This is a genomic window from Aeribacillus sp. FSL K6-8394 (genome assembly GCF_038008865.1).
Lineage (GTDB): Bacteria > Bacillota > Bacilli > Bacillales > Aeribacillaceae > Aeribacillus > Aeribacillus composti.
On sequence record NZ_JBBPAA010000001.1, the window covers coordinates 2,256,504 to 2,280,406 of the forward strand.

Sequence of the window (23,903 nt, forward strand, 5' to 3'; positions counted from 1 at the left end):
AAAGCCATATTTCAATCCACGCATCCATAAAGGATGCGACCGAACGTCTTCTACTAATCCTTGTTTAACAAGGTTATTTCAATCCACGCATCCATAAAGGATGCGACAGAGAACAATCCGAAAATAACCGAAATCATCAAGATTTCAATCCACGCATCCATAAAGGATGCGACCCGATAAAATGGACATAAATGCCCTTTTTGAAGCCATTTCAATCCACGCATCCATAAAGGATGCGACAATACGGAATATTTTACAATCTCTCTTCCGTGGAATTTCAATCCACGCATCCATAAAGGATGCGACTGTTTAATGCACCTTGCAATTCTGGTACAGATTATTTCAATCCACGCATCCATAAAGGATGCGACAGCGATTTTTCCTCAAAATTACTTAAATTGATGTAATTTTGACAAAAAACCGCCATTTTCTTTATAAAAATAAAGAACTTTTTTCAAAAAAAAATAAAATATGGCAATAATTTCAAAAAAATCAGGTGCGAATGTATCAAGAATTTCAAGCTCACTATACATTCGCACTAAAAAATTATAGGATCCTCTAAATCAAGTGATGCTTTCACACCTATATGCTCTACTCTAGACTTATAATTGTTTCCTAGTTGATAGAACCTGAGACTATCTTTATTTTCATCAATAATATTGGTAAGTTCTAATTTTAAAGCTGTAAATTGGGCTGCATCGACGTTACATTCAAAAACTGAATTTTGGACTCGTTGGCCATAATTTTGGCATACTTTTGACACTTTCCTTAATCTTTTTTGTCCTGCACTGCTTACAGTACTAACATCATAAGTTATTAAAACTAACAAAATTTACACCTACTTCCATAAAAATGGTGGATACTCATCCAAATCATCACGTAAATGACGGGCCAATAGTAAAGCTTGTGCATGTGGAACTAATCCCCAAGTTATTTTCTCGCCTAAATATGGATGTGTTATCTTGTCTTGTTTTCTATTTTGCCATGCAGATAAGAATTTCTTTCTAGCTTCATCTGTCATAATTACAGCTCCATTTTCTTTTTTTATAAAATCCTCTTTGTTAACAATTTTTTTATTAATCAATGTTAAGACAAACTTATCTGCGTAAACACCCCGCAATTCTTCCATTACATCTAAAGCTAAAGATGCTCTTCCTGGTCGATCTCGATGCAAAAAACCAACATATGCATCGAGACCAACCCCCTCCAACGCTGATGCCATATCATTTGCCAATAACGTATAAGCAAATGAAAGCATTGCATTCACGTTATCTAATGGCGGTCTTCGTGATCGCGAGTGGAAATAAAAATCCTCTTTTTGCTGTAATATCATCTGATTAAACAGTTTATTGTAACTTATAGCAGCTTGTCCTTCCAAACCTCTTAATCTTTCTAAATCTTCACACTCTCGCACATCATGAATGATAGATGATAAATGTTGAGAGATTTCTTTAAAAAGAGCTACATCCACTCGTAATGGATAATCTCTAGTCATTCTTTCTATTATCCATTTATTGTTATAAATCTTTCCAATAATAAAGTTACGTGCAATTTTTACCGACATAACTTCATCTTCAGACACACGATATTGTTTCTTTCTAAGGATGACGTTACCCTTGCTTTTTCCGATCACTCTTGCCAGAAATCGACCGTTCTTAGTTAAAAAAACTAATGAAATATTTTTTTCTGCACAATATCCCATTAATGCAGGACTTGCACCAGTATAGCCAAAGGATACGATTGATTCTAAATTATGAAGCGGTAATCTACCTATCTTCTCATTCTCTTTTAAAAGGACAATATTATCGCCGTCTAATGATAAATAAACATCTGATTGAGTGATAAATAATGTGTTAAGCAGTTTTTTCATTCTTTTATCTTTCCTTCAATATAACTTTTTACAGTCCGCTTATTCATTAAATTTGGCAAACAAATATTTTGGAGGGAACAGTTTTTGCAAAAAGATCCAGTTTTCACTTTAGGCGTATACTTGCGCTTATAATGATCATGCATTTCTAAGACAATTGACCTTACTTTATTTTTATTTTCTAATGTTATAGGTATTTCTACTCTCCGTTTTATCTCGTTATAAAACATATATCCTGTGTTTATTTTGCAAAGTAACATCTCCTCTAAACACATAACTTGTGCTGTTAATTGCAATATATCTGAATCATTTATTTTCGGCTTTCCACGTTTATATTCTATAGGATAGGCAACATATTTTCCTTCAGCACCCACTATTTCTACACCATTATTATCTTTAACAAATTCAACAACATCACAAACACCGGTAATTTTCAGTTCATTTGACTTTACAGGCATTGCTCGAACAATCAGTTTATTGCCACGCTTCTCTCGTATAAATGGCTTGTCAGCTTTTCGATGAAGATATTGTCCTTCAATCGTTCTTACATTTTCTTCCCATTGCTGTTCAATATGAATGAGAGCCCATTGGCGTCTACAAAATTGAAAATGCTGAATACCGGACAACATTAAATAAATTTCTTCCTCATTATTTACCATCGATGACCACAGCTTTTAAACCATCTAGCTCATTTAAAGTGATCGTATAATCATCAATCGATTTTGGTTCTTCCACATTTTTTTCAATTTTTAATAAACGATGAACTTTAGCGGAAGAATATTGTCCCAGTTTTGAATTGTGCTCCCACCAATAAACTTTGTGCACTTCCATGCTTCCTTCAGGTCTCGCAGCAGATGCGTCATTCTCAAACAATGTAACAAGAGCTTGTTGGATTTTTAGCGCATCTTCATTTGTAAATCCTGTTTTTTCTGCCAATTGCGTATTCATACTGCCGTAAAAGACATACACACCAAAATCAACACGATGCTTCATTCCCATAGTGTCAGAGCTGCGTTTTTCATTTGTTACAGAATTTACACTTTTTGTAATCTGCATGCTGACAATATCAACAGGGTCGACACTTGTTGCCGTATGGATTGAAACAGGACCACGAACACCGACAGATAAATCGGATCCTTTAAAGGCAAAAACTTGACCAAAGGCCCGGACATCTATCCATAACTGGCAAGCTATCTTCGCAAACTCTTCACTTGAGCCGTTTTTAGAACTCATAATTTTCTTTAATTCCGGGTGTGCTTCTGCACGCTCTTTTAAACTTTTAAAATCATCGACTTTTCGATCATTCGATTGAACAAAAATGGACTCTCCCATATCCTGCAGTCGATTTCTGATTTTCCGTTTAATGGCCACATCCGAAATCTCTCCATGTCCGTCATAATTTTGTCTCGGACGGTTTCCATTCAATGGATCTCCATTCGGATTGGCTTTTTTAACCGATAATACAACAGCAAAATCAATTTTATGATCTAAGATTGACATATTACATTCCTCCTACTTCATTAGATGGTTCAGTATTTTTTTCTGATTTTTGATATAATGCATGTCGTTGGCTATAAAAACCTAATAGGTATTTACCAGATAACGGTTTGTTATTAAAATCTTCAAATTTCATTCTAGAAGCCACTTCATCAATTAGTTTGGACAAATATAGCCCTCTTGTCCCGAGCCTCATTTGATAAGGTTGAATACTTTCCTGAATGATCTTCCATGTTCTTGCGGGGTGTTTGGAAAAAGCGTTCATATATCTGATGGCGTTAGTAGCTCGCGTTTCATCAGAATCTAAAGCGCGTCTTTCCAACACATCCGCAATTGCTAATAAACGGCCAAATAAATAATCGCGGTCGTTATTTTCTGTATCTAGCGCCACATTTAATCCCTCCTGTTTATTAATTAAAGCGCAGGCAATACTTAACGTTTTTTCCCATTCCCAGTTTTCCATTGCTACTGGATTTGAAGCGCGATAAAAAGCGCTTCTGATAATATCCAATGGAATTTTTTTACCATCGACAATACAAGGCAAGATGCGCTCCATCAGTCCTTTCACTACTTTATCGTTTGCATTCGGCCCATAAGCAGCAAACGCAATATCTTTAGTCGCGGGAGCTCCATAAAATTGAACCGCTTTCTTTTGTTCATCTTTTCGATAACGGTGAAGCCACGCGCAAGTTGAGTGCCATTCAACCAGTCGTTGTAAATACAGTTCCCTATTCATATTTCGATAATAAAGCACAGCAAGACGGCCCGTAGTAGCAGAATCAAGGATTAAAATATTCACCTCGGACTTTGTTGTCAGATTCGCTTTATACCCTTCCAAAGCTTTGGCTATTCCATTAGCAAATTCCTGATTCGTAAATGATTTTCTTTCTTTTTTTTCTAATGGTATGGGATGGATAGCAAAAGTATCTTCTGTCGGATCTGGTAGAGTAATTTCATCATTTCCCCATACGAGAAACACGCGTTGGTCAATGATTTTTCCCTGCCTGTTAATCAACCATTTCAGTGCATTATGCGCCTTTTGGGAAACATCATAACTAATGGTGGCTACCTCATTACTTTTATCGAAACGTCCCCTAAATGTAAAACCACTCGTGTCATTGGCTGAAATTAGTTTCGCTTTATCGCCAGCATTTCTAATTTTGTTTGCGTGTTTATCAGTGACTGGCAACTTTTTCCCTGTTACATAACAAAAATCTTCGTCGTTGTTCTTTAAGAGGTCTTTGTAGTAAGAAATAAATGAATCGTACATTTCAGAATCGTTCCAAACCTTTGTCAATATAGTTTGAGGTGAATAAACATTGAAACGAACAAAAGCACTCTCCACTCCACCGCTAATGACCGAAAAAATAGGTGGTTTGCTTCCATATAAAGCTTCGTGTTTTTTATTCCATTTATCAATTAAACGCCCATTCGGATCTAGATACAAAATGTTTGCAGCCACTAAATCTTTAATAAGCCGCTTTTGGCTTAAATAGTGATAAATACTTTTTACTTTCTTTGTTGCATAAGGGGATTCTGCCCAATCTTTCAACTGTTGAATATAATAGCTAAAGGGTTCTTCTTTTTTTATTTCCCCACCATATGTAACAAAATCACCTGCTACATAGCTTAATTTATCGTGAAGCGGGTAAGGAGCTATTTTTGAACCTGCTCGATTGGCAGAATCTTCTGTGCAAGGGATGACAGTCACTTCCTTAATGACTGTTGCCGAATGAAATTGCCCGTCTTCTGTGATATTCACTTCAATATGCGCGGTTTGAGTCGTATGAGAAATCGGCAACAAAGTATACTCTTGTTCATTATGCTTTTTTTCCATTACACCTACACGATCTAAATTGGCTTCATATGTCTCATATAAATTTAATAACCAGCTCATTTATTCACCTCCCCCTCCTAATTGATTTAGCAGTTCATCAGCAGATTCAATATTTGTTTTATCGAAATGCTTCGGATTCATTTTTTTGATTTTTCGAACATGTGTACATTGATCTGGTCTAATAAACTGAATAATGCCATTCTTCATAACTGGATTCCATAGACGTACTTCCATTTCGTTTCTACCGGTTTCATCTGGGTAATTAATCCCATGAACCATGGTACCTAGATGAATATCGCCATAATCATCATAAAATCCTTCACCTTCACCAAATACACACGGTTCAACATACCCTTGACATTCTCTAGTGCCTAAAAAGATATCTCTTCGCCCTCCAGCTTTCAGTGAACGTTTTAGTATGTTGTGATGCTTATGTTCGTTGCGATCAAAAGCAAGATCAGGACGGTGCGGATTAAAAACAAAATGTGCACGCACTTGATATCTTACGTCTTTTAAATACGTATAATGAGCCAGTGTATTTCCCCCACCATATTCAATTGGTCGAATGCCTTTGGATTCCATTCGAATCGGATTCATCACTCGAACTTCATCAATGATAAAAAGTATGGTGGGCTTCCAATAAATCGACTCAAGAATTCCTTTCAACGCCTGGTAGGTTGGCACTTGATAGGACAGCTTTTCACCTCCCATTTTTGTCAAAGGATCCGTGAATAAGGCGTAATCACCATAAACTTCAAATTCAATAGCGTTTCTCAATACAGACACCTCCTTTTTGAATTTTTTAATAATTTAATAATAATATTTTTTCAGAAAATATTCAATTAAAATTATATATTATATGAAATATAATGTTTGAATCTTGATTATGGTATAATAAATTGTCGCTTTTAAAAGCGTGGATTGAAAAATATATTATATTATTTGAAAGAGGGTGCACCAAAAGTAATTGGCACCCTTTTGATTGTACTTTATTTTATTTAAGACCCAGACCCCTCTTAAGTAAGCATCTTTTAAAATATACTTGCATCCAAATGGCTGTCATTTTCAAGGTTGAGGCCGAATTCCTTATCATATGCTCCCTCTTTTAAGGCTAGGACTTTGCCGTCTAAATAACGCACTAACCCATCGTTTTTGATTAATTGTTCGCGCTCATAATCGAAGATGTTGATCGTATATTGCTGAGCTTTTCGCAAAAGCTGGGAAAATTCATAAATGCTTTTATTGCTATTGAATTCAGCGATAATTTCTTTCCCATCACCATACGGGACAATCACAGAAGATGTCATATCATCGATCACTCGAAAATGTTCAGCCGCTGTTTTATAGCTGCTTACTAAAAATAATGGAGGAAGCGCACCATTTTTTTGAAAATATGCTAGGCTATAAGAGTTTTTTCTTCTATCGGCTATCAATAGCTCTACCATTTCTTTTTTCAATTTCGGTATAAAATAATTCAAACTCTGCTTGAATTCCGTATAATACTCTTTAAAATATCTTTCCATCGCTCGCATAGACAAGATGCTGCCACCATGATTGGCCTGATCGCGGCTTATATCAATCAAAATTCTTTTCGCAACTTCTTTTCCAACAGCTATTTCTTTTAAACGATTTAACTTTTCTTCTTCATGGTTTATAACATAAACATTTTGTATGTCCTTTTCACCGTGCCGATTGCATCTGCCTGCAGCTTGTGCAATGGAATCTAATCCTGCTAATGAGCGAATCACACAATCGAAACTAACATCTACCCCCGCTTCAATCAGTTGGGTGCTTACACAAATTACTTTATTACCCTCTTTCAGATGATCTTTTATTTCACCTAAAATTTTATTACGATGAGCAGCACACATTGATGTACTCAAATGATAAATTGGTAAATTTATCTTCTTCATTTTCAATTGAGTATACAGATCTTTCACAACTGATTTCGTATTTAAAATAACTAACACACTTTGTACTTCTCTTATTTTTGCCTCAATAAAAATGGATAGTTTTTCATTATTAAATGTTTCATTTGTTGCTTTATCAATGATTTCCACCCGTTTAAATGCATTAATTACATAATCTAGGTTTTTGACCATTTCCGCATCCGTATTTATTTCTAATTTATGCTCAACGAAGTCTAATGCTGGTTGAGTTGCAGTGCAAAGCACGATGCTGGAGCAACCATAAGTTTTTAAAAAGTTTAGTGCCTGATTAAATAGAGATACACATGAAATAGGAACTTTTTGCACTTCATCAAAAATAATCACTGAATGACTTAAATTATGTAGCCTCCTAATATTTCTACTCCCATTTGCGTAAAAAACGTTCAAAAATTGTACAATCGTTGTAAAAATAATTGGTGAATCCCAATTATCTTTGGCTAATTTTAATTTTTGTTGCACACTAATCAAGCCATCTTGATTTTCATCATCATCTATATCTTCAATAACGTTTGAATGATGCTCTAATATATTGGCATCATCTTTTAATATTTTTCTAACTTCTTCTGCGTTTTGTTCAATAATAGTTGTATAGGGGACTACAAAAATGATGTGTTTTTTGTTATAAAGTTTCGCGTGTTTAAGAGCATATCTTAAACTTGCTAATGTTTTCCCTCCACCAGTTGGGATAGATAACGTATATATTCCTGATGCTCTCTCAGCAAATTTATCACACTGATCAGACATTTCTTTTCTTAGAAGATTAATAGTTGTACAGGCATCCTTTTGTTTACTAAATGAATTGATTTTTCTCATGAGCCTTTCGTAGTATATATCAAATAACTCTTCATGATTGTTTATAGGGTCATTGGTTTTATTTTCTTCAAATAATCTTGTATTCGTTCTATCAGCATCAATTAAAGCACTAAATACAAATTTGGTTAAAAACATTAGTTGCTTTTCATAATTTCCTGATGACTCTTTTGCTAAAAATTGTTTTAACTCTTCAGCTGCTTTGTCAACATAATTATGAAAATCTCTCTCATTCATAACATATTTAAAAAAATATTGCTTTATCCTATCAAATTCAGGCAATTCTTTATCACGAACTCTTTTTAAGTAATTTGATTCTAAATCTGGATTTAAAAAATCTTGAAGATACGAGTGATGAGAAATTATCGCATTTCCCACCACTTCTGCTAAGAGACCTTTATGAGGATCTAACTTCTCGCTTGTATGAAAAATCTCATAGAGAAGTTTCCCACCTGCAGTTGAATGGTCAACACTTCCTCTTCTAGGCGGTGCATCAGGATTATTTACTGCTTCTAATATGTATTCTCTAAATTCATTTGTGCATTTTCCAAGATCATGAAGCACACCCGCAAGACCAGTTAAATGTTTTACACCTAGCTTTTCCCCATAGGATTCAGCTAAATCTCTTACTTCTAACAAATGATCTTTAACAGTTTGTATTTTATTATCACTTTCGCGTATATGGGCAATAAACTTCATTTAATCCCGCTCCCTGCGATATTTTTAAATATTTGCACCTACTCTAGATACACTAAAATTTCATATTAATATTCGATAAGGCAACGGGAAGCCTTTCAACCTCAAATTGGCATCGAAGTCTCATTTCTTTTCCCTCCAAGCTTTTCTATCATCATCCTATCATCTATTCCGGAACTTAATATGTCAGTTTAAAAAATTTTTTGACATTTTTTCTACTTCTTCCTTGACGCTTTGGCGAAGTTCACTCGGACCGAGCACCTGAACTGAAGATCCCATGCTTAATACAAAACTAGTTAATTCCGGCAACCCGGACATCGTCGCCCGAAAAATGATGGATCCATCTTGTTGTTGCTCTATTTCTTGATCCTCTGAATAGATCTTTTCACTTAAAATCTTGGAAAATGGTGGTTTTACATGCAATTCAACAAAATAGGTATCAGCATAAATACTCGTTTTACCAATATAGTCTTCAAGCCGAAATGATTCATCACGCTGAAACCTTTCTTCATATATTTGATAATCTTGAATTCTAGTTAATTTAAAATCACGATAATCATTTCTCAGCTCACAATAAGCAATGCAATACCAAAATTTTTTATACGGAATCAGTTTGTAAGGATGAATGATGCGTTCAGTGCGGTCTGAATTTAAAGCCTCATAAACAATCTTCACTTTTCTGCGAGCCGCGATTGCAAAATTTAATTGTTCATACTTATCTTTTTCATGATTCCAATCGACATTTGCTTTTTCCTCTAAAATAATTGGCTGCCATTCAGACGAAGACTGAATCTGCTGCTTGGAAATACTTTGAATCTTCATGACGGCACTTTCAAAATCATCGAATTGCAAAAAGGTAGGATGATTTTTTAAATATTCACTTGCCTTTACTAATGCTTCTAATTCTTTTGGTGAAAGCGACAAGTATTCAAAAATATTACTTTTCGGCAGAACATAACCTCCATATCTTCCTCTAGCTGTCTGAATATGGAATCCAGCCATTTCTAATTGATCTCGATAAACTCGAATAACCCTTTCACTTAATTCAAGTTCTTCTGCTAATTCTTTAATTTGCATTCGTCCTCGTGATTTCAATAAAAGGAGCATTCGAAAAGCATTGACAATTTTCGACATAATGATACCTCCAAAATACCTAACAACATTTACGTGTAATATTTTACCATAGTAAATTAATCCTATAGACAATCTGTATTGAAAATTTATAAAACTTTTGAAATTAGGTCTATTAAAACAGAGTGTGATCGCTTCAACCACAGAAGATGCTCTTGCCATCGGCTTTTCATAGTAAAGGTATCTTTAGCACACGTTAGGTGAACAAAGGCAAGGACATTTCATAAAAAACCATCGAGCAGAAATTGAGGAAGATATTTTTGAAGGAAAACTTAAAGAAGATAGGATCATTTTGAAAATATAGGTGAATTGGCTTTATCCACAACTAAATGCAAGACAACTTGATTACGTGTCAAAATTTTATCCTCATTCCTGCTCTTTTTTCGCACAAAAAGCAAGGCTCTTTGCAGAAGGATCAGTGCTCGCAAACGGCGTCATTGTTTTTTGCTAATAAAATCCTAAAGGGTCAAAGTCACAATGAATCCATCTTTATCTCCTTTTCACTGATTTCCTAAGTCAGCTAAATCAATTGCTAGGATATACAGTTGAAAAAAATGAAGAAAACGTTGATAGTTGATCTCGTTAACAGCAAAACAGCTGCAGACATCGGCAGATTTATTTTTTCCACATGAAAAGCATTGTTTCTTTGATTTCTTCTCTTGCTATGTCATGTACGAAAACAGAGGACAGTGTGTGAAAGCGGGACGAATAACGTAATGCAGATTTCCATAAAATAACGGTGATTCGCTCTGTTATTCTTTTCAGCCGAACCATTTCTAAATTTGCAGCATGCTTTTTGAAAAAAATGAAGCAAAAGTGTTGACTAATTTATAGTAATCTTATAGGATTTAATTGACTAATTAGTCAGTCAGGGGTGGTATAGTGCAGGCTGAAGCTCGAAGACAGGAAAGAAAACAGCAATTATTGCAAATTGCATTAGAATTATTTGCGACAGTTGGCTATGAAAAAACGAAAGTCTCAGATATCGTCGCAAAAGGCAATGTGTCCCAAGGGACATTTTATTGGTATTTTAAAAGCAAAGAAGCGATCGCGCTTGAGATGCTGGAAATAGGTCGTGCCCAACTTTTAGATGCAATCAAACTAGGGTACCGCACAAAAAAAGTGGACTTGCAAGATTCCGTTGCTTCCACGACACAAATGTTTGAACGTATTTTTCATTTCGCTGAAAACAATAAGTATTTCATGAACATATTGCTAAAAGGCATTCATTCTCAGCCAAAGATACAAGAAAAAGTGGAAGAGATTAAAGCAGACATGGAAACAGCTTTTGCGGAAAATATTGCACAGGCCAAAGAACTGAAAATGATCTCGCGTGAAGTAGATCCAAAATTACTGGCAGTATTCATCATGAGCCTCCTGGAAGGAGTTTTAGCCAGATGGCTATTTCAATCGCCATCATCAAAAGATGCATTACAGCAAAAAACACTTCAACAGCTCATTGAAGAAACTGTACACTTTGAATTTTTTGGAATCTTTGGTGTCTAATGAAGGAGGATAAACATGAAAAAAATAAGATGGTTCATTTCACTCATTGCAATAGCAGCTCTAATACTTTCAGCATGCGGCAATAACAATGATCAAAAAGAAAAACAAACTCAAGATCAAGAGAAAAACGCATTACAGGAAATCAAAGATAAAGGCGAAATCACTGTCGGCATTATGGGTACTTATGCACCTTATAATTTTATGAATGAAAACAAAGAATACGACGGCTTTGACGTTGACATTGCGAAAGAATTGGCAAAACGTCTAGGAGTTAAAGCAAATTTTGTTGCACAAGAATTTTCTGGTTTAATTCCTGGGCTTCAAAAAGGTAAATTTGATATTTTAGTAAGCCAAGTGACAATCACAGATGAACGGAAAAAACAAATCGATTTTACAGAACCATATATTACAAATAAAGTCAAAGTGATCGTTCGGGAAGACAATAATGACATCAAATCTGTTAATGATTTTAAAGGAAAAACAATCGGAGTTGGACTTGGTACGAATGATGAAGCATATTTGCGAAATGAATTATTGCCAAAAGTGGGCGATTTTAAAATCAACACATATGATGACGTGATTACAACATTAAAAGACTTGGATGCTGGCAGAATTGATGCAACGATCAACAATGTCTATGCATTAAAACCAGTCATTGAAGAAAACGGCTATAAAATTAAAGCCGTCGGCGATCCAATTAAGGAGGACCAAGCTGGCGTTGCTGTGAAAAAAGGCAATAAAGAATTAGTGGATGCTTTAAATAAAGCATTGAAAGAAATGAAAGAAGACGGAACATATAAAGAAATTTATGTAAAATGGTTTGACGAAGAGCCGACCGAAGAATGATGAAAGTAGGTTGCCAAAATGGACTTAGTCATTGAAAACTTGCCTTTTTTGTTAAAAGGGGCATATTATACATTACTCATTACTGTAGTTTCCATGTTCTTCGGTTTAATCATTGGTTTAATCATTGCGATTGCCCGGCTTAAGGGCAATCGCATTCTGCGTGGTATAGCAAGAGCCTATGTGTCCATTATTCGGGGGACACCGGCATTGGTGCAAATCGTCATCGTTTATTATGGCTTAGTTGATTATGGGATTGAATTAGGCCCATTAACTGCTGCGTATATTGCACTAAGTATTAACATCGGCGCTTATGTTTCAGAAGCGTTTCGCGGTGCGATTCAATCCATACCAAAAGGGCAAACAGAAGCAGCGCTCGCAACTGGTATGACGGAACGCCAGGCGATGCGCCGAATTATCATCCCTCAAGCGATTCGCTACGCTATCCCCCCACTTGGCAATACATTTGTCGGAATGTTAAAAGAAACATCGCTCGTATCCGTTATTGCGGTCACAGAATTAATGCGCTCTGCTCAATTATTAGTGGCGCAATATTATGTTTACATGCCGTTTTATGCAGCCATTGCAGCGATGTATTGGATTATGAGTACATTCTTTACATTTTTATTAAATAAAATCGAAAAACGGCTGTCTGTTTATTAAGGTGGTGACAGCATGATAGAGATTAAAAATTTACAGAAAAATTTTGGACAGCATGAAATATTAAAAAATATTTCATTATCCATTCCAGCCCATCAAGTAGTGGCAGTCATTGGTCCAAGCGGTTCAGGAAAAAGTACGTTTTTAAGATGCATCAACGGACTTGAAACAATTACAGGCGGCACCATTACAGTCGACGGTCACGTGATTGATGCAAATGCTTCAAAAAAAGCACAACAAAAAGAAATTTATGCCATTCGTCGAAAAACAGGGATGGTGTTTCAACAATTTAATTTATACCCGCATAAAACGGCCGTCCAAAATGTAATGGAAGCTTTATTAGTAGTGAAAAAAATGCCGAAGAAAAAAGCATACAGCATCGCAGCCAATTTGTTAGAAAAAGTCGGGCTTGCAGCAAAAGAAGATGCTTATCCGTCTCAGCTGTCAGGCGGGCAGCAACAGCGTGTAGCGATCGCAAGAGCTCTTGCGATGGAACCGAAGTTGATGCTATTTGATGAACCGACTTCTGCACTTGATCCGGAGCTTGTAGGAGAAGTATTAAAAGTAATGAAAGAATTAGCAGAAGACGGCATGACGATGATTATTGTAACGCATGAGATGAAATTTGCCCGGAGTGCCGCTGACCGCATTTTATTTATGGCAGACGGCGTTATCGTAGAAGATGCGAAGCCAGCAGCATTTTTTGAACATCCGCAAACAGCGCGGGCACAAAAATTTTTGCAACAAGTTACAGAGTTTTAAAAGAGAGGAATTGAACAATATGCAAATTAAAGCAACATGGCAGGGCGGCCGTGCTTTTGAAGCAGTCGGTCCATCCGGATACAAAATGGCAATGGATGCCACGGAAAACTACGGTGGAGAAGGAAGTGCCGCAACCCCAACAGAAATGCTCCTAGCGGCTCTTGCCGGCTGCATTGGAATTGATGTAACGATGATTTTAAGACATGAATTAGATCATATTGAGGCAATTGATATTACAGTCGACGGCACGCGTCGCGAAGAATTGCCCTCTTCTTTCACCGCTTATACCATCACATTTACAGTCAATGGGGATATAACGCCGAAAAAAGTTTGGCGCGCCATCCAATTAGGCAAACAAAAATATTGTGCGGTTTCCGCATCTTTAAAGGGTGACGTTACGTTCAAACTAATATTGAACGGCAAAGAAATTCCTGCTGAAAAAGAGTGAAAAAACGAAGTAAAGTTTTGATTGCAAAGGATATTGAAAAATCTTTTGCAATCATTTTTTTATACAAATTTTGTTTTAGCAGCTGCCTTTAACTACCTTTTTCTTGTTTCTAACAGCTGTTCCGCTGTCCAAGCCGGAGTGTTTGCGGTTTTAACTAACTATTTTCTTGATTGGGGCTGTCTAATAAGTCGTTTTTTCGGCTTATTGACGGCCCCCTTTTATGAAATATCGATGTTAATGATTTTTGGTTTTCAATAGGGATTTGACTTTCTGGACAGCCCCGTGCCACATTTTTTGTTTTTGCTGAAAAAAATAAACGACCTTTTCCCGCAATTCATTTGGAAAAGGCCGCAATTCGGATATCTATTCTTTTTCCAATCAATTTTTGTAACCTTCTTCACAAAAATCGTTCTGCCATTTTTTATTTATAAATTTTCGACAGCACGCTCATCTTCTTTTACATAGGAATATGCTAGCTCATGGAAGGACACTTGATTTCCAATAACATAATCATGTTGTTTTCGATTTTCATGCGCTTTTTGGAACACATCGCTGTGGAACCAGCCTTCGAAGCTTTCTTTGTTCTCCCATGTTGTGTATACACGAACTTCGTCATAATCTTTTAATCCGTCCGTTACTAAGAGATCTAAACGAATGAACCCAGGAAATTTCTCAATTCCCTTTCTAATTTTAAAACGCTCCACTAACTTTCCGGAATATCCTTTTTTCACGCGAATGGAATTGGTAACGATGTACATTCTTTTTTCCCCTTTCTTTTGAATCGTTTTGGAATAAACATTGGTTTTCCATCCATATCATGGATGGAGACAGAAATACCAAATACCTCTTCAAACATTTTTTCCGAAAATACTTCCTCTGGACTGCCTTGTTGATAAATCGTTCCTCCTTTCATCACGATTAAGCGGTCACTATACTGTGCGGCTTGATTCAGATCGTGAAGAATCATGATGACCGTCCTGTTATACTGTTGATTGATCGTTTGGACAACCTCCAAAATTTCCAATTGATGTACAATATCTAAAAACGTGGTCGGTTCATCCAATAATAAATATTCAGTACTCTGGGCAAGAACCATCGCAATCCATGCTCTTTGCCTCTCGCCTCCTGATAAGGAAGACAAGTGTTGATGTTCATATTGTTTCACATTGGCAAGAGCTAACGCCCAATCAACGATTTCTTTATCTTCTTGACTGAATGGGGCAAATTTGCGTTTATAAGGGTTCCTGCCGAACTCTACTAATTCACGTACGGTAAAATCGAGCGTAACATCATGTGTTTGCGGCAGCATAGTTAATTGTTTTGCAATATCTTTTCGATTCGCAGAAACGATATTTTTTCCATCGAGAATGATCTCGCCATTTTGGGGCTGTAATAAGGCAGCGATGAGCCGCAGCAAGGTGGATTTTCCTGATCCATTAGGGCCGATAATGCTAATCACTTCACCCTTTGGCAATTCCAGATTCATTTCGTTGATGCCGAATCGTTTGGAATGGTGGTAAGTCAGATCTTTAACGGTGAGCATGCTTCACTCCCCCTTTAAAGACCAAATATAGGAAAAACGGACCGCCTAGAAAAGACAGCAGGATCCCTACCGGCAGTTCAATAGGATCAAACCAGCTTCTTGCCGCAGCATCTGCGAACACAACGAGTATGCCGCCGCCTACACAGGATAATGGCAGCAAATAACGATAATCGTTTCCGACGAGCAATCGAATGATATGCGGAACGATAAGCCCTACAAATCCTACCAGTCCGGCCACACTGACGGCTATTCCAGCTAAAAGAGCACTGACAAAAATTAAGAAAAATCTGCTTCTTTCCACTTGATGGCCTAATAAAGTGGCCACCTCATCCCCCAGCATCAACATGCGGATATGTTTGATGGAAAAAAACGCTAATGCCAGTGCAAAAATGGCATAATAAACAATCATCTCTACATGCACCCAGCTTACGCCGCTAATCCCGCCATTTAGCCACGGCAGAACCGCTTGAACTTTGTCGCTATGTAAAATCATAATACATGACATGATCGCACCTAAAAAGGCGTTGATTGAAATCCCGACCAGCATAATTCGAACAATGGAAGTTCCATCTTGCCAAGCTAGCAAATAAATGAGCATAGCCGTAAGAAAAGCGCCAAGAAAGGCTGCTAAAGGCAAAATGTGCAGTTGATCGGGATACAGCACCATGATCACCGTCGCTGCCAGTCCTGCCCCAGACGTCACGCCAATAATACCGGGATCCGCAAGCGGGTTTTTCATTACACCTTGTAAAATCGCACCCGAAACCGCTAAACACATGCCGACAAGCAGCCCAACGAGAATCCTTGGGAGCCGCAAATCCCAAACAACACGGTACACTAACGATTCCTTATCGCCCATATCCGCAAAAAATTCCTTAAATGAAATAGAGATACTGCCTGCTGTCAGGCTATAGAATACGCTTAGAAACAATAAGATGATCAGAATGATGATAAGCCATATTCGTTTCTTTCGATTCATCATGAATCCTTTCCTATATCTTTCAAGCTTTGACGCATATATTCCACTGCTTCTGTGATCTTTGTCCCCGGATTAGTGCCAAACAAATTCGATGGCAGCACCACAATGTTTCCTTTTTTTACTGCATCTAAGTTTTTCCAAGCTGCATTTTTTTCCATTTCTTGTTTAAAAGCTTTTTCTACCCCGCTAGGATCACCGTGTGTGATTAAGTAAATGATATCTGGATCAGCTTCCACCACACGTTCTACCGCTAATTGAGCGTATTGCGGATATTCTTTTAACTTTGGAAAGTTCGATGCTACATTGATTCCGCCCGATTTTTCTAAAATATCTCCTGCCAATGACGTTGGAAGAGCTGCTAAAAATGATCCAGGTGCTCCATAAACAAGCAATGCTTGAGCTTCGGAAGCTTCCGTTTGCTTCTCAACGACTTGCTCGATTTGTTTAATCAACTCTTGAGCTTTCGATTCTTTACCGAGAAGAGTTCCATATGTTTCGATGTTTTTCTTTATATCTTCAATGGAATTCGCTTCCGTCATGATAGTTTGTATTCCTTGATTCTCCAATGCGGGGATGTTTTTATCAAAACCAACATTGGCAATTAACACATCTGGCTTCAAACTTACGATCTTCTCTATATTCGGCTGGTGTGTATTTCCGATTTCTTCTACTTTTTCTAATTCTTCCGGTATCTCTACCTTCGTACTAGGCCTGCCGACAATTTCCCCTCCTAATTGATGAATGATATCCATATCACCGATCGTTAATGAAGCAAATTTTTTCGGATGAGTGTCAAAAGCAACTTCACGACCTGATGCATCGGTCACTTTCACTTTGCTTTCTGTTACTTTTGTCCCTCCTGTTGATTCAGTTCCTTTTACCCCGCATCCGGTAAATAAGAGCAATAAGAAAAACGTGAGGGTGAATTGGAAAAGTTTTGTTTTCAAAAGTATCCTTCCTTTACCATTTTAATTAAAAATGATTATCATTGTCAATTGTTATTTTCAAAATTTTCTACCATTTACTTGTTCTCCTTTAATTTTGCATGTATGACAAGTCTCCCTTCTCCTCCAGGAAACGTGTAATCACAAGTAGATAAAGTTAAAATTTGATCATTCGGTTCGATATCAATATCGGTCTTATAAATGGAACGATCTTTTAACTGATTGACAAATGATAAAAATTCGTCATCAGAGGAAAATTCAGTATCGATATAATAAAAATCTGTAGTCGTTTTATATACTGAAAAGATTTCAGCATCGTAGCTTTCATATAACGTATCAAAATAAATGGTGCGGTGATGCTGGAAAAACGATTCATCCAGATATTTATCTAATTGTCCAAACATCGTGTCATCTTTCATACGATGTCCGTAAAGGATAACATTTTGATTTAGGCCTTTCACATCATTTCGATAATCCATAAAAATGCTTCCAGCCCTTGATTTCTCTTTTTTATAATTTCTTGTTAAATAAAACTCATTGTTTTTCGCTTGAAGAATCGGATACGAAATGTATGTGTCGGGAATTTCAATCCAACCAACAATATCTTGGTTAATGCGCTGCAATTCAATAAAAGACGAACGAATTCTTTCAAAGTCCTTGCCTTCGTGAGAAGTTCTCTCGGTACGATTTTCTTGATAAACCTCTTGAATTTCAGCTAAAACTTGCCGGTTTGTATAGTAATCGTAAAGGATACTTATAATTTGATACGCTGAAAAAAACAAAATCCCAATGCAAACAATGCTAACGAGTTTCCCAATGATCTTTCTCAATCCCCGATCATTCATGTCGCATTGTCATTCCTTCTAGCAACTCCCATTGGCACAACATAAAATCCGCTTTGATCATTATGATTGACTATGGCTCTTACCCCATAAATGCTTTCAATCATTCCTTCCGTGATCACTTCTTTTGGAGAACCTTCCGTCACAATTTCGCCGTTTTTCATCACAATAATCCAATCACTATAACGAATGGCTTGATTCATATCATGCAGCACCATCACAATCGTAATGTTATACTCCCTGTTTAACTTCTTGATGAGCTCTAAAATTTCGAATTGATAATAAACATCCAAATATGTTGTCGGTTCATCCAAAAACAAAATAGGAGTTTTTTGCGCCAATGCCATCGCTATCCAAACTCGCTGTCTTTCTCCCCCAGACAGCTGTTCTACTTTTTCTTTTCGTTTTGATTGTAAATTAGTAATGGAAAGCGCCCAATCAATCACTTCTTCATCCTCTTCTGAGTTATAATGATGAAAAAAACTTTTATACGGCATGCGGCCGTAGCTCACCAGGTTTTCGACATTGATATCAAAAGGAATTTCATTTTTTTGATGAACAACCGATAGTTTCTTCGCCAATTCCTTCGGCTTATATTGTTGAATCAATTTTCCGTCCAAAATAATCTGGCCTTTTTGCGGTGCATTGTGGCTAGACATAACTTCTAATAATGTGGACTTTCCGCATCCATTCGGACCGATAATCGTCGTAATTTTACCAGGTTCAACAGCAAGGTTAATTGATTTTAACTGATCCTCTTTTTGATTATATGAAAATGAAACATTTTTAACCTCCATAGATGCGATCACTCCTTCTAATCAATATAATCAAAAAGGGACCGCCGATTAATGACATAATAATGGATGCAGGAAGTTCCGTCGGCGCTAAAAACACCCTTCCGATTGTGTCGGCCGTTAAAATAAGCAAAGCTCCTGATAAAATGGAGAATGGTGTTAATATTTTATAATCTGAACCGACTAATAGCCGTCCAATATGGGGAATTAGCAAACCGACAAATGCAATGACCCCAACAGTTGCGGTTGTGACGCTTGCCAAATAAACTGCAATCGCAGATATAATAACCCGAGCTCTTGTCACGTGAAGCCCCAGATTTCGCGCCGTTTTATCTTGTAAAGCCAGCATGTTGCACCAAGAATAAACGAGCAAGGACAATATTAAACCGATGGAACCATATATAACAATTGTTTGAACATCGTCCCACGTTTGTTGAGATAATGTTGATGCAGTAGCTTTCGCAGAACTGGTTGTCGTATAGCCTCTGTAGTTAAAGGATTCATATAATGCAGTAAACACCGCATTGACTGCCACCCCAACTAAAATTAATCGAAGGGGGCTGAGTCCTGATTTCCATGAAAAGGAATAGACAAGAAAACAGGCAAGTATCCCTCCAAGAAAAGCAAACAGCGGCATCCAAAAAAACAACGTAGGAAAGAAGCTGATCATAGTTAATGCAACAAAATTGGCTCCTGAAGAAATCCCGATGATCCCAGCTTCCGCCAAAGGATTTCTCATGACTGCCTGCAATAATAATCCCGATACCGCCAAATTTGCTCCAGCAAAAAGGGACACAATGATCCGTGGAAATCTCATATCCTTTATGACTTCTACATCTTCATTTCCACCAAACAAAAGGCCTCTGATCAACTCGGCAACGCCAATTTCCAAGCTTCCGTTCACAATAGAGAAAAAAGTGACAACAACCAGCATTGTGGTCACCACTGCAAAAGTTAGCCACGTTTTCTTCATGGATCAGCACCCTTTTCTTTTTTGTCCGCTTATTCATGAAACTCAGGATACAAATATTTCACCAATTCATCTAAAGCTTCATCCGCTCGAATGGTTGCGGTAGTCGGGAACAATTCTTCTTCCAGATCATACACCCTGCCATTTTTGACAGCATCAAAATGCTTCCATATATCGTTCTTCTTAAATTCTTCATCGAACATTTTGACTACTTCCTCCGGCATGCCGTGAGCAAGCCTTAATATGACATCGGGATTGGATTCATATAAATATTCTGTGTTAGATTCTAAATACTCCACTTTCTCTCCTTGAATCACGTTGTTTCCACCCGCCAATTTCACTAGATCGCCAATATAGGAATGCTCTGTTGCCACTAAGTAACTTCCGGGAACTCCGAGTAAGATTAAAACATTTGGTTTTTCCAAGTTACGAGTTTTTTTCTGGATTTCTTTTACTTTTTTTTCGAATCTATCAACGATCTTCTTCGCTTGTTTTTGTCGTTCATATTTTTCTCCGAGTGCAAGAATTTCCTTTTCCATTGATTGAAGACTGGTTAAATCCAAAAAATCTACTTGAACGTTATGTTTTTCAAACACTGGCTCTAAATCATATTGAATAGTTGAAACAGAGCATACATCAGTAGGTTTTAAAGACATCAAAACTTCCATATCAGGATTTTTAGCATACCCCACTCTTTTCGCATTCTTATACCGCTCCGGCAGTTTTTTGCTGCTTGTGGGGACGCCAACTAAATCAATATCTAACGCATCAAAAATTTCCGTAACGGCAACAGATAATGAGACAACTCGATGATCCTGTTTTTTCGGCTTTTTTTGTTCCGTTGATTCAGCAGCAGATGAAGAACAACCGGCGACGACAACCAGCAGCATTATCAAAAGGATCAGCCATCCCATTCTTCTTTGTTTACACACTTAAACAAAGCCTCCCCGCTTTCGACCGACCTAAAAAGTCGTTGTCATATTTTTTTAAATAAGAAAATGTTGTCTTGATGCGCATGTCCGCATCAAGACAACAGTCAGGTTATTTTTTCAAATGAATAAGGAGCCTTGAGCGATTCTTCCAAACTATGATGGCAAGAGATCCTAGCAGCAATGCCAAATACAAACCAATTTGGGAAAGATCAGCCGTTTTGGCATTCACGGTTGAATTATTTGAGTTATTGGAAGCGTCATCGTCTGTCGACTGTTGATCTGCATCTCGGTTAAAGGTTAGTGAATCGTCATCGCTATTGCTATTTTGTTGATTTTGATCCTGATTTTGGTTTTGATCTTGATCGCTGGAATTCGTATTCCTCGTTGGAACATCTGTTCCATCATATGGTTTTACACTATCTGGATCAAAAGCAATTTGGATATCATACGTATTGTGATATTGAAGATCTGGAATATCCACCTTGATCTTAGCATTCACTTTTTTAGATAAATCTTCGATCGGGAAACCTACTACTCTTGTATCTTCTTTTTCATTTTTGCTTCGCACTTCCACATCTTGATATTGGCCGTTTCTTTCCACTTGTAATTTCGTGATCCATGAGCTTTTTAGCAATGTGAACGCAACATCTAATTGTCCATTTTTTACAGTTAATAGTGCCGGGCTGACAACATAATCATTGACCATTGACGGTTCTTCTGTACCATTTTTTAATACAGTAAATTCCACGGTATATAGACCGTCAGCCAACTCATTTCTTGTTTGTCCGCCATTGTTATTTCCAGAATTTTGATTGTTATTGTTCGATGGATTGTCTCCAGGCTTATTTGTACCCGGATCTTTCCCAGGATCTTCTGGTTTTTGTCCATCCTCATCTGGCTGATCCTTCTTTACTGGTTTGATGCTGTCTACATCAAACTGGATTTGAACCGTATAAGATCCATCATAACCATATTGCGGTATAACAACTCTTGTTTGAACATTCAGTTTTTTCGTTAAATCGTCCACTTCAAACTTGACGACTCTTGTGTCTTCTACGTCATTCGTCGATACAACCTCCGCATCGACATATTGACCGTTTCGCTCTACTTGAAAGCTTTTAATCCATCCGCTGTTTTTTAACGTCACGGAGACGTATTTTTTGCCATCCTTCACCGATAAGCGAGCCGGTTTCACAGTATAGCCATCCATCATCGAGATATCTTCTGTCTTGTCTTTCAAGAACTTAAAGTCAATCGTATATTCACCGTCTTGAAGCTGTTCTCCAGGCTGTTCATCCTGATCGCCATCTTCTCCCGGCTGCGGATTTGGCTCATTATCTCCAGGAGCTGGATCTTTCGGTTCCTCGCCATCTTCTTGTCCTGGATTTTCAGGCTCTTGGCCGCCTTCATCCGGCTGTCCATCCTGCACTGGTGTAATACTGTCTACGTCAAACTTGAATTGGACGGTATGCGTCATTTCATACATGTTCGGAACCGAAACAGTCAATTGAGCATTCAATTTTTTTGTTAAATCGTCTACTTCAAACTTGACGACTCTTGTATTTTTTTCTACATTCGTCGATACAACCTCTGCATCGACATATTCGCCATTTCGCTCTACCTTAAAGCTTTTAATTAATGAACTGCTTTTTAACGTCAATAAGACGTATTTTTTACCGTCCTGCACTGTTAAACGGGCCGGCTTCTCTGTATAGTTATCCATTGATGAGATATCATCTGTCCCGTTTTTGAACACTGTCAAGTCAATCGTGTATTCTCCGTCTTGAAGCTCTTCAGCAGGCTGTTCATCTTGATCGCCATCTTCTCCAGGAGCTGGATCATTCGGTTCCTCGCCATCTTCTTGTCCTGGATTTTCAGGCTCTTGGCCGCCTTCATCCGGCTGTCCATCCTGCACTGGTGTAATGCTGTCTACATCAAACAGGAATTGAACAGTATGAACCGTATCATATACACCTGGTACGGCAACTCTTGTTTGAACATTCAGTTTTTTCGTTAAATCATCTACTTCAAATTTGACGACTCTCGTATTTTCTGTCTCATTCGTCGATACAACCTCCGCATCGACATATTCACCGTTTCGTTCTACTTGAAAGGTTTTAATCCATTCGCTGCTTTTTAACGTCACTGAGACGTATTTTTTGCCGTTCTGCACTGTTAAACCAGCTGGCTTCACAGTATAGCCGTCCATTGTTGAGGTATCTTCTGTTCCGTTTTTCAAGACCCTAAAGCCAATCGTATATTCGCCGTCTTGAAGCTGTTCCGCAGGCTGCTCATCTTGATTGCCATCTTCTCCCGGCTGCGGATTTGGCTCAGTATCTCCAGGAGTTGGATCTTTCGGCTCTTCCCCATCTTCTTGACCCGGATTTTCAGGCTCTTGCCCGCCCTCTTCCGGCTGCTCCGCCTGCACTGGTGTAATGCTGTTTACATCAAATTGGAATTGAACCGTATGAACTGTATCATATACGCCTGGTACGGCGACTCTTGTTTGAACATTCAGTTTTTTCGTCAAATCATCCACTTCAAACTTGACGACTCTCGTGTTTTCTGCTTCATTCGTCGATACAACCTCCGCATCGACGTATTCACCATTTCGTTCTACTTGAAAGGTTTTAATCCATTCGCTGCTTTTTAATGTCACTGATACATATGTTTTGCCGTTCTGCACTGTTAAGCCGGCCGGCTTCACGGTATAGCCGTCCATTGTCGAGGTATCTTCTGTTCCGTTTTTCAAGACCCTAAAGCCAATCGTGTATTCTCCGTCTGCTAAAGCCGATTCAGCAAAAACAGGCTGTATTTTGACGGTCGGCAATAATAGCAGGAAAACCATAAAAATGGCAAAAAACTTTCTAATCCTTTTCTTCACAAGAAGCCT

Annotated in this window: 22 protein-coding genes and 1 CRISPR repeat array (1 of these 23 only partly in view); of the genes, 5 read left to right on the plus strand and 17 right to left on the minus strand. The window is 37.6% G+C overall.

The genetic code is table 11. The features are described from left to right. A CRISPR array of direct repeats spans positions 1-371; the repeat unit is 32 nt; unit sequence ATTTCAATCCACGCATCCATAAAGGATGCGAC (it extends 2,527 nt beyond the left edge of the window). Between the two features lie 167 nt (positions 372-538). The 8 genes from cas2 to NSR00_RS10730 all read right to left on the minus strand — a co-directional run bounded on the left by cas2 (position 539) and on the right by NSR00_RS10730 (position 9,790). Then, the gene (gene cas2, locus NSR00_RS10695; RefSeq protein ID WP_094244427.1) at positions 539-829 is read right to left on the minus strand and encodes a CRISPR-associated endonuclease Cas2; all 291 of its coding nucleotides are present in this window, start codon (positions 827-829) and stop codon (positions 539-541) included. A gap of 9 nt (positions 830-838) precedes the next feature. Further along, positions 839-1,870 (minus strand): type I-C CRISPR-associated endonuclease Cas1c, encoded by a 1,032-nt coding sequence (gene cas1c / locus NSR00_RS10700; RefSeq protein ID WP_094244426.1) that lies wholly within the window; start codon positions 1,868-1,870, stop codon positions 839-841. Then, complete coding sequence (cas4, locus tag NSR00_RS10705; RefSeq protein WP_130158742.1) at positions 1,867-2,526, minus strand: CRISPR-associated protein Cas4; 660 nt, start codon at positions 2,524-2,526, stop codon at positions 1,867-1,869. The genes cas1c and cas4 overlap by 4 nt, the downstream gene beginning before the upstream one ends. Next, positions 2,516-3,367: a type I-C CRISPR-associated protein Cas7/Csd2 gene (gene cas7c, locus NSR00_RS10710; protein ID WP_094244424.1), complete on the minus strand. Its 852-nt coding sequence runs from the start codon at positions 3,365-3,367 to the stop codon at positions 2,516-2,518. The genes cas4 and cas7c overlap by 11 nt, the downstream gene beginning before the upstream one ends. Position 3,368: 1 nt before the next feature. Then, entirely contained in the window at positions 3,369-5,261 is a 1,893-nt protein-coding gene (gene cas8c, locus NSR00_RS10715) for a type I-C CRISPR-associated protein Cas8c/Csd1 (protein WP_340788674.1), read from the minus strand. Further along, on the minus strand, positions 5,262-5,978 hold the full coding sequence (cas5c, locus tag NSR00_RS10720; RefSeq protein ID WP_340788677.1) for a type I-C CRISPR-associated protein Cas5c: 717 nt from the start codon (positions 5,976-5,978) through the stop codon (positions 5,262-5,264). A gap of 254 nt (positions 5,979-6,232) precedes the next feature. Beyond that, the gene (gene cas3 / locus NSR00_RS10725; RefSeq protein WP_340788679.1) at positions 6,233-8,659 is read right to left on the minus strand and encodes a CRISPR-associated helicase Cas3'; all 2,427 of its coding nucleotides are present in this window, start codon (positions 8,657-8,659) and stop codon (positions 6,233-6,235) included. 183 nt (positions 8,660-8,842) lie between these two features. Next, a complete protein-coding gene (locus NSR00_RS10730; protein ID WP_327848719.1) occupies positions 8,843-9,790 on the minus strand; it encodes a helix-turn-helix transcriptional regulator in 948 nt (315 codons plus the stop codon). Positions 9,791-10,669: 879 nt separating this feature from the next. On the opposite strand from NSR00_RS10730, the gene NSR00_RS10735 reads away from it, so the two are divergent. The 5 genes from NSR00_RS10735 to NSR00_RS10755 are packed head-to-tail and all read left to right on the plus strand — an operon-like array spanning position 10,670 to position 14,006. Beyond that, positions 10,670-11,293 carry a TetR/AcrR family transcriptional regulator gene (locus tag NSR00_RS10735; RefSeq protein ID WP_232515597.1) on the plus strand — a complete coding sequence of 208 codons (624 nt, stop codon included), beginning with the start codon at positions 10,670-10,672 and terminating at the stop codon, positions 11,291-11,293. A 15-nt stretch (positions 11,294-11,308) separates the two neighbouring features. Then, complete coding sequence (locus NSR00_RS10740) at positions 11,309-12,139, plus strand: substrate-binding periplasmic protein (protein WP_063387722.1); 831 nt, start codon at positions 11,309-11,311, stop codon at positions 12,137-12,139. An 18-nt stretch (positions 12,140-12,157) separates the two neighbouring features. Further along, positions 12,158-12,799: an amino acid ABC transporter permease gene (locus tag NSR00_RS10745; RefSeq protein WP_130157528.1), complete on the plus strand. Its 642-nt coding sequence runs from the start codon at positions 12,158-12,160 to the stop codon at positions 12,797-12,799. 12 nt (positions 12,800-12,811) lie between these two features. Then, positions 12,812-13,558: an amino acid ABC transporter ATP-binding protein gene (locus NSR00_RS10750; RefSeq protein ID WP_339193389.1), complete on the plus strand. Its 747-nt coding sequence runs from the start codon at positions 12,812-12,814 to the stop codon at positions 13,556-13,558. A gap of 19 nt (positions 13,559-13,577) precedes the next feature. Beyond that, complete coding sequence (locus tag NSR00_RS10755) at positions 13,578-14,006, plus strand: OsmC family protein (protein WP_063387719.1); 429 nt, start codon at positions 13,578-13,580, stop codon at positions 14,004-14,006. A gap of 425 nt (positions 14,007-14,431) precedes the next feature. On the opposite strand, the gene NSR00_RS10760 is transcribed toward NSR00_RS10755, so the two are convergent. The 9 genes from NSR00_RS10760 to NSR00_RS10800 form a co-directional block, all read right to left on the minus strand. Beyond that, complete coding sequence (locus tag NSR00_RS10760; protein ID WP_063387718.1) at positions 14,432-14,764, minus strand: antibiotic biosynthesis monooxygenase; 333 nt, start codon at positions 14,762-14,764, stop codon at positions 14,432-14,434. Beyond that, a complete protein-coding gene (locus NSR00_RS10765) occupies positions 14,734-15,549 on the minus strand; it encodes an ABC transporter ATP-binding protein (protein ID WP_340788681.1) in 816 nt (271 codons plus the stop codon). The genes NSR00_RS10760 and NSR00_RS10765 overlap by 31 nt, the downstream gene beginning before the upstream one ends. Continuing rightward, positions 15,536-16,531, minus strand: coding sequence for a FecCD family ABC transporter permease (locus tag NSR00_RS10770; protein ID WP_066250106.1), 996 nt, complete (start codon positions 16,529-16,531; stop codon positions 15,536-15,538). The genes NSR00_RS10765 and NSR00_RS10770 overlap by 14 nt, the downstream gene beginning before the upstream one ends. Next, positions 16,528-17,475: an ABC transporter substrate-binding protein gene (locus NSR00_RS10775; protein WP_340788684.1), complete on the minus strand. Its 948-nt coding sequence runs from the start codon at positions 17,473-17,475 to the stop codon at positions 16,528-16,530. The genes NSR00_RS10770 and NSR00_RS10775 overlap by 4 nt, the downstream gene beginning before the upstream one ends. A 74-nt stretch (positions 17,476-17,549) precedes the next feature. Then, positions 17,550-18,317 carry a class B sortase gene (gene srtB / locus NSR00_RS10780; RefSeq protein WP_340788686.1) on the minus strand — a complete coding sequence of 256 codons (768 nt, stop codon included), beginning with the start codon at positions 18,315-18,317 and terminating at the stop codon, positions 17,550-17,552. After that, positions 18,314-19,111: an ABC transporter ATP-binding protein gene (locus NSR00_RS10785; RefSeq protein ID WP_339197621.1), complete on the minus strand. Its 798-nt coding sequence runs from the start codon at positions 19,109-19,111 to the stop codon at positions 18,314-18,316. The genes srtB and NSR00_RS10785 overlap by 4 nt, the downstream gene beginning before the upstream one ends. Next, the gene (locus NSR00_RS10790; protein ID WP_063387712.1) at positions 19,101-20,081 is read right to left on the minus strand and encodes a FecCD family ABC transporter permease; all 981 of its coding nucleotides are present in this window, start codon (positions 20,079-20,081) and stop codon (positions 19,101-19,103) included. Before NSR00_RS10790 ends, NSR00_RS10785 begins: the two co-directional genes overlap by 11 nt. 29 nt (positions 20,082-20,110) lie before the next feature. Then, positions 20,111-20,992, minus strand: a complete 882-nt coding sequence (gene isdE, locus NSR00_RS10795; RefSeq protein WP_340789224.1) for a heme ABC transporter substrate-binding protein IsdE — start codon at positions 20,990-20,992, stop codon at positions 20,111-20,113. Positions 20,993-21,119: 127 nt separating this feature from the next. Beyond that, complete coding sequence (locus NSR00_RS10800; RefSeq protein ID WP_340788688.1) at positions 21,120-23,894, minus strand: NEAT domain-containing protein; 2,775 nt, start codon at positions 23,892-23,894, stop codon at positions 21,120-21,122. Between the last annotated feature and the right edge of the window lie 9 nt (positions 23,895-23,903).

Excerpts from the sequence above, each read along its gene's own strand:
- cas1c (WP_094244426.1), bottom strand. The coding sequence starts at position 1,870 with ATGAAAAAACTGCTTAACACATTATTTATCACTCAATCAGATGTTTAT.
- cas4 (WP_130158742.1), bottom strand. The coding sequence starts at position 2,526 with ATGGTAAATAATGAGGAAGAAATTTATTTAATGTTGTCCGGTATTCAG.
- cas7c (WP_094244424.1), bottom strand. The coding sequence starts at position 3,367 with ATGTCAATCTTAGATCATAAAATTGATTTTGCTGTTGTATTATCGGTT.
- cas8c (WP_340788674.1), bottom strand. The coding sequence starts at position 5,261 with ATGAGCTGGTTATTAAATTTATATGAGACATATGAAGCCAATTTAGAT.
- cas3 (WP_340788679.1), bottom strand. The coding sequence starts at position 8,659 with ATGAAGTTTATTGCCCATATACGCGAAAGTGATAATAAAATACAAACT.
- NSR00_RS10730 (WP_327848719.1), bottom strand. The coding sequence starts at position 9,790 with ATGTCGAAAATTGTCAATGCTTTTCGAATGCTCCTTTTATTGAAATCA.
- NSR00_RS10740 (WP_063387722.1), top strand. The coding sequence starts at position 11,309 with ATGAAAAAAATAAGATGGTTCATTTCACTCATTGCAATAGCAGCTCTA.
- NSR00_RS10745 (WP_130157528.1), top strand. The coding sequence starts at position 12,158 with ATGGACTTAGTCATTGAAAACTTGCCTTTTTTGTTAAAAGGGGCATAT.
- NSR00_RS10750 (WP_339193389.1), top strand. The coding sequence starts at position 12,812 with ATGATAGAGATTAAAAATTTACAGAAAAATTTTGGACAGCATGAAATA.
- NSR00_RS10755 (WP_063387719.1), top strand. The coding sequence starts at position 13,578 with ATGCAAATTAAAGCAACATGGCAGGGCGGCCGTGCTTTTGAAGCAGTC.
- NSR00_RS10760 (WP_063387718.1), bottom strand. The coding sequence starts at position 14,764 with ATGTACATCGTTACCAATTCCATTCGCGTGAAAAAAGGATATTCCGGA.
- NSR00_RS10765 (WP_340788681.1), bottom strand. The coding sequence starts at position 15,549 with ATGCTCACCGTTAAAGATCTGACTTACCACCATTCCAAACGATTCGGC.
- NSR00_RS10770 (WP_066250106.1), bottom strand. The coding sequence starts at position 16,531 with ATGATGAATCGAAAGAAACGAATATGGCTTATCATCATTCTGATCATC.
- srtB (WP_340788686.1), bottom strand. The coding sequence starts at position 18,317 with ATGAATGATCGGGGATTGAGAAAGATCATTGGGAAACTCGTTAGCATT.
- NSR00_RS10785 (WP_339197621.1), bottom strand. The coding sequence starts at position 19,111 with ATGGAGGTTAAAAATGTTTCATTTTCATATAATCAAAAAGAGGATCAG.
- NSR00_RS10790 (WP_063387712.1), bottom strand. The coding sequence starts at position 20,081 with ATGAAGAAAACGTGGCTAACTTTTGCAGTGGTGACCACAATGCTGGTT.
- isdE (WP_340789224.1), bottom strand. The coding sequence starts at position 20,992 with ATGGGATGGCTGATCCTTTTGATAATGCTGCTGGTTGTCGTCGCCGGT.